At 73.0% G+C, this 12,488-nt stretch carries 8 protein-coding genes; 5 read left to right on the forward strand and 3 right to left on the reverse strand.

Annotated elements, in window-relative coordinates; translation table 11 throughout:
• Window positions 1-76: 76 nt before the first annotated feature.
• The 3 genes from AB0O07_RS30535 to AB0O07_RS30545 all read left to right on the forward strand — a co-directional run bounded on the left by AB0O07_RS30535 (window position 77) and on the right by AB0O07_RS30545 (window position 3,170).
• On the forward strand, window positions 77-1,300 hold the full coding sequence (locus tag AB0O07_RS30535; protein WP_365639374.1) for an Ldh family oxidoreductase: 1,224 nt from the start codon (window positions 77-79) through the stop codon (window positions 1,298-1,300).
• Window positions 1,297-2,574 carry an SLC13 family permease gene (locus tag AB0O07_RS30540; RefSeq protein ID WP_365639377.1) on the forward strand — a complete coding sequence of 426 codons (1,278 nt, stop codon included), beginning with the start codon at window positions 1,297-1,299 and terminating at the stop codon, window positions 2,572-2,574. The genes AB0O07_RS30535 and AB0O07_RS30540 overlap by 4 nt, the downstream gene beginning before the upstream one ends.
• A 191-nt stretch (window positions 2,575-2,765) precedes the next feature.
• Complete coding sequence (locus AB0O07_RS30545) at window positions 2,766-3,170, forward strand: Dabb family protein (RefSeq protein WP_365639379.1); 405 nt, start codon at window positions 2,766-2,768, stop codon at window positions 3,168-3,170.
• A gap of 103 nt (window positions 3,171-3,273) precedes the next feature.
• On the opposite strand, the gene AB0O07_RS30550 is transcribed toward AB0O07_RS30545, so the two are convergent.
• Complete coding sequence (locus tag AB0O07_RS30550) at window positions 3,274-5,271, reverse strand: helix-turn-helix transcriptional regulator (protein WP_365639381.1); 1,998 nt, start codon at window positions 5,269-5,271, stop codon at window positions 3,274-3,276.
• 242 nt (window positions 5,272-5,513) lie between these two features.
• On the opposite strand from AB0O07_RS30550, the gene AB0O07_RS30555 reads away from it, so the two are divergent.
• Together AB0O07_RS30555 and AB0O07_RS30560 are read left to right on the forward strand one after the other, a co-directional pair.
• Window positions 5,514-6,335, forward strand: coding sequence for a DUF4232 domain-containing protein (locus tag AB0O07_RS30555; protein WP_365639383.1), 822 nt, complete (start codon window positions 5,514-5,516; stop codon window positions 6,333-6,335).
• 80 nt (window positions 6,336-6,415) lie between these two features.
• Entirely contained in the window at window positions 6,416-6,997 is a 582-nt protein-coding gene (locus AB0O07_RS30560) for a DUF4232 domain-containing protein (RefSeq protein WP_365639385.1), read from the forward strand.
• A gap of 85 nt (window positions 6,998-7,082) precedes the next feature.
• Here AB0O07_RS30560 and AB0O07_RS30565 read toward each other — a convergent pair whose 3' ends face one another.
• On the reverse strand, window positions 7,083-11,093 hold the full coding sequence (locus tag AB0O07_RS30565; protein WP_365639388.1) for a hypothetical protein: 4,011 nt from the start codon (window positions 11,091-11,093) through the stop codon (window positions 7,083-7,085).
• A gap of 20 nt (window positions 11,094-11,113) precedes the next feature.
• Window positions 11,114-12,460: an MFS transporter gene (locus tag AB0O07_RS30570; RefSeq protein ID WP_365639389.1), complete on the reverse strand. Its 1,347-nt coding sequence runs from the start codon at window positions 12,458-12,460 to the stop codon at window positions 11,114-11,116.
• Window positions 12,461-12,488 lie beyond the last annotated feature (28 nt).

Below are 12,488 nucleotides of genomic sequence, written 5' to 3' on the forward strand. Positions count from 1 at the left end.
TTCAACTTGCCTCGGTCGGTACACCCCCCAAGGTCATGGCGGCCCTGGACGCCCACAACGGATGAAGGAGCACCGCATGTCGCATACCGTGACAGCCCCCGATCTGCTGCGTTTCGCGGCTGCCGCCGCCGAGGCTCACGGTGTCCCGGAGGCCGACGCCGGACTCCTCGCTGACACGCTGGTGGCCGCGGAGCTGTGGGGCCACTCCTCGCACGGCATGCTCCGGCTGCCCTGGTACCTCCGGCGCATCGAGACGGGCGCGACGGTGCCGGACGCGGTTCCCCGGATCGTGACGGACAACGGTGCGGTGATCGTCGTCGACGGCGGCGACGGGCTCGGGCAGGTGGTGGCCGACCGGGCGGTGGCATGGGGGGTGGAGCGCGCGGGCCGGTACGGCATCGGCTGTGTCGCCGTACGCGGTTCGGGCCACTTCGGGACCGTCGGGTACTTCACGCGCAAGGCCGCCGAGCGGGGGTGCGTGGCTCTGTTCGCCACCAACACCAGTCCGGCCATGGCCCCTTGGGGCGGCCGGGAGAAGCGGGTCGGCAACAATCCCTGGTCCATCGCAGCCCCTGGCGGGCGGCACGGCACGGTCGTGCTCGACATCGGCAACACCGCTGTCGCACGGGGCAAGATCTACCACGCCTCGGAGCGCGGCGAGCCGATTCCCGATACCTGGGCGACCGGGGCGGACGGCACGCCGACCACCGATCCGGCCCGCGCGATCGAGGGGCTGCTCCTGCCCATGGCCGGCCACAAGGGCTACGCCATCTCCTTTCTCTTCGACATCCTGACGGGCGTTCTCACCGGAAGCGCCTTCGGGGCCGCGGTGGTCGGCCCTTCCTCACCGCACGGACGCAGCGGCGCCGGACATCTCCTGCTCTGTATCGACATCAAGGCGATCGCCGACCCCGCCGAGTTCGAAGAGCGGATGGGGGCGCTGATCGAGGAGACGAAGTCCACCCCGCTCGCGCCGGGAACGGCGGAGATCCTGGTACCGGGAGAGCCGGAGGCCCGCAGCGCACAGCGCCTGTCCGCCTCGGGCATCGAGATCGCCGCCGAGACCTGGGCGTCCCTGTCGCGCGTCGCCGCCGCTACGGGGGTCGCGATGCCCGTTCCGCTCTCCCGCCGCCGAATCCCGGTCGGCTTCGGCAAGGTCTATACACGGGGCTATACAGATCTGACCTCTGAACTGTATACAGATGTGCATTCAGTTAACGAGGAGATCACGATGTCCAGCCCTTCGGGCCCGGCCCGGCCCGCGATCCTCGGTTCCCGCAGGGGAGGTGTCAGGCCGTGACGCCTCTTCAGACCACATCCCTGATCGTCCTGGCCTGCATCGTCGCTCTGTCGATCTGGAAGAAGACCAACATCGGTCTGCTGGGCTACGCGGGCGCCTTCGGCATCGCGCTCCTCGCCGATATCGACCCCAATGAGGCGCTCGGTGCCTTCCCTGCCAAACTTGTCGTCCTCATCATCGGTGTTGCCCTTTTGTTCGCCCATGCGGAACGCAGCGGCGCCATCTCCTGGCTCGTCGAGCTGGCCCTGCGTCCCATCGGGCACCGACGCTGGGTGATTCCCTGGGTCGCCTTTGCCGCAAGCGCCGCCCTCTCGTCGATCGGCGCGCTGCCGGCGGCACCCATCAGCTTGCTCGTGCCGATCATGGCCCGCCTCGCCAGGACCTACCGGCTCAACTACCTGGTTCTCGCGTCCATTGTGGTCTGGGCGGCCAATGCGGGCGGTCTCTCCCCGCTCAGCCCGGCCGGGGCCCTGGTGCAGACCATCGCGCAGAAAGCGGATGTCAGCTATTCACCCTGGCTGCTCTACGGAATCATGCTCGTGCTCTTCGCCGTGGCCACCGCCGTGCTCATCGGCGCGGAGAAGTGGATTCGGTTCGTCGGGCGCGGCCGATCGCTCGACGCCGCCGAGGAGACACCGCCGCCGTCCGAGCCGGTCACGAACTCCGGAGACGGCCGGCCGGGTGGTTACGCACTCGCCTCGCTCGGCTCGCTCCTGGCGCTGATCGTCGGCGCGATCGCCTTCCAGCTCGATGTCGGCCTCAGTGCGCTGACCCTCGCCATGGTGCTTCAACTGGTCTTTCAGCCGCCGGAGAAGGACATCGTCGCCAAGGTTCCCTGGCCTGTGATCCTGCTGCTCTCGGGCCTGATCGTCTACCTGCACCTCCTGGAGACCATCGGCACCATGAAGAGCATCGAAGACGCTCTCGGTCACATCGACAGCACTGTCCTGCTGCTGGTCGTCCTCTGCTACGTCACCGCCATCGTGTCCAACATGGAGTCCTCCGCCCTCGTCGTGCTGGGCGTCATGGTCCCCATCGGTCTCCAGGGCGCTCAGCATTCCCCGGGTGAAGCGCTTGCCGTCATCATCGCCGTCGTCATGTGCACCATGGTGGTGGCCATCAGCCCCGTTCATATCGGCGGGGCGCTCATCATCGGCAACACACGAACCGAAGAACAGCAACATGCCGTCCGCTGGCTGTTCGTCATGGCGGGCATCGCGTCCGCACTCGTCCCGGCCCTCGTCGTCCTCTTCCCCGTCATCGTAGGAACGTAACAGCCGCGGGAATGGCTCGGAGGGACTCGGCTGCCGGCGGGTGGGTGGATCGGTTTACGGATAGAAACTTACGGGCGTTGCCTCTTGATCCCCGTCACCTGACGGAAGTAGCCTTACGTGCGTAAGTTCAGGGGCTGTCCGAGCGGCGCACGTACCCGTCCGGCCCCACGTACCCACCCCGAGGAGGGGCCATGATCTACCACGGCAACCGCTGCAAGCTCAGGGAAGACGTCACCGCCGAGCAGCTCCAGGAGGCGCTCACCTGCCTTGAGGAGCAGGGCAAGGGCATCCCCGCGGTGAAGTCGTTCATCTTCGGTCCCGAGCACAACAGCGAGTTCGACTGGTCGGCGATCTTCGTCCTGGAGGACCTGGACGGGTACGAGGAGTACCTCAAGCACCCGCTGCACACGCGGTCGGAGCTGGTCGCCTTCCCCCTGATGGAGAAGTTCGAGAGCTTCGACATCAGCGATGCGCCCGACCCGGAACTGGGCGCCAGGATCGCGGAGTTGCAGCGGCAGAACTTCGAGTCGAAGCCCGAACTCGTCGCACTCGTCGCGAACCTGGCCGCCCACAGCGGCAGCAGCGCCCCTCAGTAGGCGCCCCTTGGCAGGCGCTCCTCAGTAGGCGCTCCCCGGTTGGCGTCCCCCTGCGGCGCCCCCTGCTGTGCCCTCAGCGGGAGAGCCGACCCGTACGGCCGGGTCAGTGCTTCTCGTCCTTCCGGACGAGCCACTCGGTGTACCCCGGCGGATAGTCGTATCCGGGGCGGTCGGCGTCACCGCTGGTACGGAACGGGAGCCCCTTGTTGTCGATCCGGATCGTGCCGCGCCGCGATCCGCTCGACCAGTCGATGCTCAGATCCCAGCGGACATCGTGCGCGAGGGTGCGCGCCGAGATGTAGAAGACCTCCGGGTCGGACTCGCTGACCTTGTACGGAAAGCCGCGCTGCCCGTTCTTCGGGGTGACGACGGGGTTCCCCCTGTCCAGGTCGATACCGAACGACTTGGTCCCGACGCCGCCCCCGCAGCCGTTCCCCATCGCGTAGTCGTTCCAGGCGAGCGGGGCGCCCTTGGAGATGACGCGGACATGCACCGCCTCCAGGACGACGGTCTCCTTGCCGGTGCCCTGAAGGGTGAGGCCGACCATCTGGTCGTCCGAGGAGACCGCGCCGTACGCGTCGGCCCAGCGCGGCGCGTCCTGTTCGCCCGCGGGCGGGCCGACCTGTTCGGGCTCGCTGTCGACGAGGAAGTGCTGGCTGCACGGGTTCTCGTAGACGTACGGGCGGACGCCGACGGTGAACGGTGCGCCGCCGCTGCCGCCACCGGTGCCGCCGGCGCTGCCGTCCTCGCCGCCCTGCCCGCCGCTCGTGCTCTTCGCGGGCCCCGGCTCCCCGGCGCCCGCCGTGGACCGGTCGGACGCGGTGGGGGAGACGGAGGGCGAGGGCGAGGTGCCGGGGCCGGGGCTCTTTCCGCTCGGGGATGGCCCGGCGGACGGTGACCCGCCCGCGTCGAGCGGGGCGTCGGCCGTGCCGAGGGAACCGGCGGACGGCCCGTCGCCCGCCGCGACCGAGCCGGCGGGGACGCCACGGAACAGGAAGCCCGCCAGCAGCGCGCTGACCGTGGCGCCCACGGACGCGGCGATCAGCGCGGTACGGCGCTGCCGCCACGCCCCCGGCCGGGATCCCGGCCCTGGCGGCAGGGATCCCGGCCCGGATCCCGGCCCGGATCCCGGCTCCGGCGGCACGGGTCCTCGGGGGCCGCCGATGCCGGCCCGGTCCCGGGCTCCGTCCCGGGCCCCGTCCGGGGCTCCGTCCACGGGATGAGCGCGGGTACCGGGCCGCGCGCCGCCCGAGGGAAGGCCACTGTCACCGTCCCGGGCCCCGCCCAGGGGAGAACCGCTGTCACCGGGCCCCACACCGTACGAGGCCGAGCCACCGTCACCGGGCCGACCCCCGTGCGCCCTTGGGCCACCGTCACGGGTCCTGGTCCCGTCCTCCGCCCGGAGGGCCTCCCCGTCACCGGCCCCGGTGCCGTCCACCCCGGGGGCCGGCCCACCCCCGCCCGAAACGCTCCGGCCCGGGGTGCTCTCCCCGCCGTGCCCGTACGGTGCCGCCGCGCGCCCCGTATCCGCTCCGGGCACCACGCCCGCATCCGCCCCGGCCCCGGAACCCGGCCCACCGCCGGGCCACGCCGCGTGCCCGGCCCCGGACCCCGCGCCCGCCCCGCCGCCGGGCCACGCCCCCGCCCCGGCTCCCGCTCCGTCGGCCGCCCCGGCGCCGAAACCCGCCCCGGCATCCGGACGTACCTCCGCCCCGGCTCCCGCGCCCGCCCCGGCGCCGAAACCCGCCCCGGCATCCGGACGTGCCCCCGCCGCTGCCGCCGTCCCCCCGGTCTCGCCGCGTCCGTTCGTCGGCTTTCGGGCCGCCGCGGCCTGTTCCGCCCGCCGCTCCCGGGCGGCGTCCGCCAGGATCCAGCGGCGGTGCAGCTCCACCAGCTCCGCCGGGGTGGCGCGGCAGACCCGTGCCATGCGCTCCACCGGGGCGTACTCGTTCGGCACGGCCGTGCCGTTGCAGTAGCGGTGCAGCGTCGACGTGCTCATGTGCAGCCGCTTCGCCAGGGCGCCGTAGCTCAGCCCCGACCGCTCCTTCAAGCCCCGCAGCACGGAAGCGAATTCGTCCGTCTCGCCGGCCCCTGTTGTCACGGACACCCGTTTCCTCATCCTCTCCGCGTTCCATCCGCCCGTTCCAGGGAACACACATCCCCCCTGTTCAGAGCGGCTTTCGGCGTTCCGGCGTTCCCAACTCGGCGTTTGTTGTGGCGGCTGGGACGGATCATCTCGCACTCTCTGGTCATCGCAGCACCGCAGCGGTCATCGCGGCACAGCGGCGCATCCCAGCGGCACGCCGATCCGGCCACCGGACCACAGAAGGAACCGACGCCTCCATGTCCACCACCCGTACCTCCCGTACCACTCGTACCGCCCGTACTTCCCGTACCCGTCTCGTCACCGTTGCCGCAGGTGTCGTCCTGGCCGCGCTCTCCCTGACCGCGTGCGACGGCACCGACGAGGCGGCGGGTTCCTCGCAGGACGCCACCGCGAGCGCGACGTCCGCCACCGCCGGTACGAACGGCTCCTCCGCCGACCCCGCCGACGCCTCCGGCACGTCCGGCTCCTCCGAGTCCGGCTCCGGTTCCTCGGACTCCGCTTCCGGGGCCTCCGGTTCCGGTTCCGGCTCCGCGGGCACCGCCAGTGGCTCCGGCACCTCGGGCACCGCCGGCGGCTCCGGCGGTTCGAAGTCCGCCACGAACGCCGGCACGCAGGACGACGACCCCAGCAAGCGAGTCCCCTGCGAGGGCTCCAACACCAAGACGGTCGCCGCCCCGGTGAACCGCCCCGTGAACCACATGCTGCTCACCGTCACCAACACGGGCAACAAGATCTGCGACCTCTACGGCTACCCGGCGGTCCGCTTCGGCGAGGCGCAGTCCGTGCCGCCGGTGATCGAGGACTCCAAGCCGCAGGCCGTCGTCACCCTCGCCCCGGGCCAGTCCGGCTACGCCGCGATCGCCCTCTCGGCCGCCGACGGCAGCGGCGGGCACGGCAGCACGGAGAAGACGCTGACCGTCTACTTCCAGGGCCGTAACACCGTCGAGAGCGTCGGCAAGGGCGCGACCCCGAAGCTTCCCGCCGCCGGCGTGTACGTCGACGACACGATCAAGGTCACCTACTGGCAGTCGGAAATGGACCAAGCCCTCACGTGGTGACGCACCACCAGCCAGCCCGACCACTCAGCCCAACCGCCCGTTCCGGGCGGCAAACCGATAACAGAAGGAATCGACACCTCATGTCCACCACCCGTACCGCCCGTTCCCGTAGCTCCCGTACCCGGCTCGTCTCCGCCGCCGCGAGCGTCGCCCTGGCCGCGCTCTCGCTGACCACCTACGGCGCCGCCTTCGCCTCCGCCGCCCCCGTGGCGAAGACCACCGCGAGCGCCGCCAAGTCGGTCCCGTGCGAGGGTTCCAACACCAAGACGGTCGCCACGCCGGTGAACCGTCCCGTGAACCACATGCTGCTCACGGTCACCAACGTCAGCAAGAAGTCCTGCGACCTCTACGGTTACCCGGCGGTCCGCTTCGGCGAGGCCCAGTCGGTGCCGCCGGTCATCGAGGACTCCAAGCCGCAGGCGGTCGTCACCCTCGCCCCGGGCGAGTCGGGCTACGCCGGCATCACCCTCTCCGCCGCCGACGGCAGCGGCAAGCACGGCAGCACGGAGAAGAACCTGACCGTCTACTTCCAGGGCCGTAACACTGTCGAGAGCGTCGGCAAGGGCGCGACCCCGAAGCTGCCCTCCGGCGGCGTGTACATCGACGACACCCTGAAGGTCACCTACTGGCAGGCGGACAGGGACGACGCCCTCATGTGGTGACGCTCGTCCTACGGTGCCCCCGGGGAGTCCCACTCCCCGGGGGCACCTGTTGGTCACGTGGTCACTCACCTGGTCACCCACGTGGTCACTCGCTGTGCCATACCAGTCGTACGGGCCCGAAGAGCCCCGTACGCACCTGTCCCGCGACGATCGCCCGGGTCGGCGAGGCGTCGTCCAGATAACCGGCGAGGGTGCCGCGCACCACGATCTCCAGGTCGTTCTTCCCGGGCCGCACCGCTCCGGTGATCTCCGTACGCCACGGCCCCCAGACCAGCCGGTCGACCAGCGCCCCGTTGACCACCACGTCCGCCGTGCCCCGCACCTCCCCCAGATCGAGCACCAGCCGCCCACCGGGCCGTACGCCGTCACCACCGGGCGGTACGCGGAAGGCCGTACGGTACCGGACCTCCCCGCCCAGCGCGCGCAGCCCCAGCGTCTCCCAGGAGACCAGCCCCGCCGGGGCCTCCGCCACCTCCGCCTCGACCGCCGCGTCCAGCAGCGCGCCCCCGCTCCGCCCGTCCGTCGCCGTGACCCGCACCGTCACCTCCGTACCGGCGTCCAGCGGCGCGCCGAAGACCACCCGCCCATCGGCCCCGGGCCGTTGCGCGGGATGCCCCGCCGCCGACACCGCCACCGCCAGCCCCGTCGGGATCCGGAGCGCCGTCGTCCCCAGCGGCGCGGAGAACCGGAGCCACTCCGTCCGGGGGCCGTCCGCCGCCCCGGGCCCCGAGGGCGCGCGCGGCACCAGCGGCAGTACGGTCCCGCCCTGCGCAGCCCCCGGCTCCAGCCAGTGCGCCCCGGGCAGCGGATGCGGCCGTACCCGGGCGCAGAGGAAGCGCGGGTCGCGCGGATGGGTGCGGCGGAGCCCGGCGGACACCCAGCCGGGCCCGCTGAGCACATCCAGGGTCGCCGAGTCCACCGTGGCCGCGCCGCCCTCGCCGAGCCGCAGCGCCAGCGTGTTCACCCCGGGGCGGAGCACGGCGCGCAGGTCGTACGGGTGGACGCGGATCTCGCGGTGTCCCGGATACGGGTTGAAGTCGCCCTGCCGGCCAACCTCCACGCCGTTCACCAGCACCGTGCAGGCGCCCTCGCAGCCGACCAGGATCTCCGCCTCCGCCGGCACCCGGTCCAGCCGGAAGATACGGGTCGGTTCGGCGCCGGTCAGCCACTCGGGCCTGCGGTACGCGGCCGGGTCGGTGACCACAGCGAACGAGGCGCGCAGCGGCCCGTCCCGCTCGGCGGTGAACGCGATCTCCACCTCGACGCCCCGCCCCGGCCGCCCCGCCGGCCCCGGCCGCCCCGTGCGGCGCGCGGGCAGCGGGCTGAACGACTGGTACCCCGCGCCCTCGGCGGCCACCTCCGCCCCGTCCACCCACACCCGGCGCGCCGCCCCCGACCCGACGGCGAGGAAGAGCGGCGCACCGTCTTCGGCGGCCTCGGGCAGGTCGAGCAGGGTCCGTACGGCGACGGTCGCGCCCCGGGCCACCTCGCGCCAGTCGAGGAACTCCTCCGGTACGTACCCCTTGGGCCCCAGCGGCGCCTGGTGCACCGGGTCCTTGTGCAGCCCGCGCGACAACGACCAGCAGGCCGGCCGCCAGACGGTGGAACCGGGATCCCGCACCTCGGCGAACGGCCCGTACCCGGCCACCACCGACACCCAGCCACGATCCGCCCCGGCCCCGGCCGCCGGCCCCGCCTCGCCCCCCGCCCCGGCCCGGTGCTCCATCCGCCACACCTCCACCGGCAGCACCCCGGTCCGTGACGCCGCCGCCAGATCGCCGTGGCGGTTGTCCAGCGTCGAACGGGCCTCCGCCCGCCACGGCCCCGCCACCGGCCACACCGCCACCGGTGCCCCCAGCGCCTCCCGGGTGGCGGGCGGCAGCTCCGCCCCCAGCACCAGCAGCACCACGGGCCCGTCCGAGAACTCGACTTCCACCTCCCACGCCCCGGCCGCCCCAGCCGTCCCAGCCACCCCGGCGGCATCGGCATCGGCCCCCCGCGTCGCGCACAGCTCCGTGCGCGCCCCCGTACGGGGGTCCCAGCGCTGGGCGCGCAGCGGCGGCAGGCCCTCCACCGTCACCCGGGTGCGCCGGTCGGCCGAAGGGACGAAGTCGTAGCCGTCCTCACGCAGTTGACGCCAGTACTCGTCCCAGGGGAAGCCCTCCTCGGGCCAGTCGGCCACGGACAGCCCGGGGAGGCGCACCAGCGGGGCCCGGGTGCCGGTGTGCTCGTCGTGGGCGGTGAGCAGGAGGACCCAGGTGTCGCCGAGCCGCCGCAGCAGATACGGGACATCCGTCCGTACCCGTACCGGCCCCGGCAGCAGCACCCCCGGCACCTCCGCCGCCGTGGCGACCGGCACCGCCAGGCCGGTCAGGGCCGGGTCCACGGGGCCCACGCAGACCACCCGGCCGCCCGCCCGCGCGAACTCCGCGAGGCGCGTGACCGCCGCCGGGTCGAGGAGCGCGGCGTCCGGGACCACCACGTTGCGGTACGTCTCCGCGCCGATCCGGAGCCCGCCGCCGGGCGTGACCGTACCGCCCGCCACGGTCGCCTCGTCGAGCGTGTCGTGGTCGGCCCCGGCCCGCTCCAGCACCCCGCGCCGCTCCGCGTACCACGCGCTCACGCCGTTCAGTTCGTGGTACGCGGCCGCCGCGCGCCGCGCGGGCTCCAGCGGGCCCTCCAGCGTCAGATACGCCTGGGCGGTGCTGGTCGGCGAGAGCAGCACCGTGTCGCAGACATGCGTCCCGGCCGTCAGCACCGCGCAGAGCCGGGTCACCGCGCCGGCGAACTGGTGGTACGAGGGCCAGTACGGCTGCCGCCAGCAGGTGGACGGCGGCGCCCACTCCCACCAGCCGCCGGCCGTCGTGTAGTACACGGCGTGCGGGTCGTACAGGGTGGCGCCCCGGCGCAGGAAGGGCGCGAGCCAGTCGTACGTCTCCTCGGGCGTGCCGCCCCACCCGGAGGAGTGGAACGCCTCGATCCAGGTCCGCTCCGCCCCGTGCGCGTGCGCCAGCGAACTGTGCGCCTTCGGATCGCCCCAGTGGTCGCTGCCGGGCGCCCCGTACCCGCGATGGGTGCCCGGATAGTCGCCGTACAGCCGCACCCCGCCCACCGGATCGCCCTCCCGCGCCGGGGACGCCTGGTCGAAACCGCAGATCAGGCCGTGCTCGGCGAACCACGCGTCCAGCGGGTCGAAGAACGCCCGGCGCGCCAGCGTGGCCCGGTGCGCGTGGTAGTCCCGCCGCACCCGCGCCGCCTCCGGGCCGCCGAGCCCGCAGCCGCCCAGCCCGGGGCCGCCGGGCCCGGGGCCCCCGAGCCCGGGGCCGCCGAGCCCGGGACCGTCGAGCCCCGTGGCCCCGTCCGCGAAGAGCGCGCCGCGCAGCGGCACCAGGTCGTAGCCGTACGCCTTCTCGAACGTCGCCGCGAACTCCCGCCCCCACGTCGGCATCGGTGGCAGCTCGTCCTGGAAGAACCCGGGGATCACCGTCCCGAACCACCGCCCCACCTGCCGCTCCAGCTCACCGTGGACCTGGTCGAGCAGGGCCGCGCACGCCGCCACGCCGAAGTAGTCGAAGCCGCTGACCCGCTCCCCGATCACCCCGTCGGGCCCCCGGTGCAGCGCCAGACCGGCGAACTCGGGGCGCGCGGCGGTGAGCCGGCCCTGGAAATTCGCCCCGGAGAAGCCGATCTGGTCGTACATCCACAGGTGGAAGCCCAGCTCCCGGGCGTCCTCGCAGGCCCCGTCGAGCAGCTCCACCCAGCGCGGCGAGAGGAACGGCGGGTCGTCGGCGAGCGAGCCGAACATCGGGCCCGTGGGCGCCAGGCACATCACCACGGCCTGCCGCACGCCCTGCGCCGCCAGCGCCGCCATCTGCCGCCGCACCCCGTCCCGGGTGACCCGCCCGCCGCTCCACCACCACAGCGGCAGCGGGGTGTACGCGGCACCGGGATCCGTGAACCGCGCCAGCAGCTCACCCGCCTCCGGGCCGATCCGGGGGGACGGGGAGTTCGGGGCGTGCGAGGGGTTCGGGGTGAGCGGGGAGTACCGGAGGTACGGGGAGTGCGGGGCCGGGGCCGGGCGCCGGGTCTCGGTCATGCCCCCCTGCCTTCCCGTGCTCACGCGCCCTCACGCGCACCACGCGCCCGCACGCCCCCACCCGCCCCCGCGCGCTCCGCCTCGATCAGCTCCAGCGTCTTGCCGGAGGTGTCCGGCATGAAGAGAACCCCGACCACCCCGCTGACCAGCAGGAAGAGCGAGAGCAGCGCACCGACGGCGGCCACTCCCGCCTGTGCCAGCGCCGGTACGAAGAAACTCCAGACGCCGAGGACCATCCGCGCCACCCCGAAGGTGAACCCCTGCGCCGTGCCGCGCAGCAGGGTCGGGAAGAGCTCCTGGCTGAAGACCTTGTAGAACGCCTCTCCCGCGAGCGCCCCGCCCGTGCTGAAGAGCACGATGTTCAGGACGATCACCGGGATCGTGAACGGCAGGACCACGAAGAGCCCGTACGCCACGATCTGGAGCACCGCCCCCACCCCCCACAGGACCCTGCGCGTCGCGTACGACCCGTCCGCGTGGCGCATGAAGACCAGCACCGTCACCACGATGCTGACCACGAACCCCCCGCAGGAGAGCGCCACGCTCGCCGCCTGGCCCCCGGCGCCGAGCGTCCTGACGAAGTACGGCGTGAAGATCCCGGCCGTCCCGGCCGCCAGCCCCCAGAAGACGTAGATGGTCCCCGTCCAGAGCAGCGCCCGCAGATGCGCCCCCGAGAACAGGTCCCGCAGGGCGTGGCGGGCGGCGGCGGGCGCGGACGCCGCGGCGGCGGACGCGGCCTGCCAGCGCGGCGATTCGGTCAGCCCCTGGCGGAGCGCCCAGGTCACCAGGGCGACGGCCAAAAGGTGGAAGAAGACGATCCGGATGCCCAGCAGACCGAGCGGCGCGAGCGCGAGCGCGAGCACCAGGACCACGACGGGCCCGAGCGACCAGGCCACCTGGGTGAAACCGAGCAGCCGGCCGCGCGCTTTCGGCGGTGAGAACTCGCCGACCAGCGCCAGCGAGGTGGGCACATCCGCGCCGACCGCCACCCCGATCACGAAGACCCCGGCGAAGAGCGTCACCGGCTCGACGGAGAGCGCGACACAGAGCACGCCCGCCGCGTACACCAGCAGGTCGTACTTGTAGATGCGCTTACGGCCCAGCCGGTCGCCCAGCCTGCCGCCGATGAACGCCCCGATCGCGCAGCCGATCGCGTTCGGCCCGATCGCGGCCAGCGCGCCCACCACGGTGCTGGTCAGCTCCAGGGAGGACTGGAAGAGGGCTAGCCCGGCGCCGAGCGCGACGATCGACCCGGCGTCCAGATACGACGCCATACCAGCCAGCACGGACCACCGCCACTGCTGGGGACTGACCTCCTCGCGGGCGGTGGCCCCGCCCGTGGCCGTACCGACGGTCCGCAGAACCATGGCCCACCTCCGCCATACGAGTGGTGTT

Source organism: Streptomyces sp. NPDC093085, assembly GCF_040683935.1.
GTDB lineage: Bacteria > Actinomycetota > Actinomycetes > Streptomycetales > Streptomycetaceae > Streptomyces.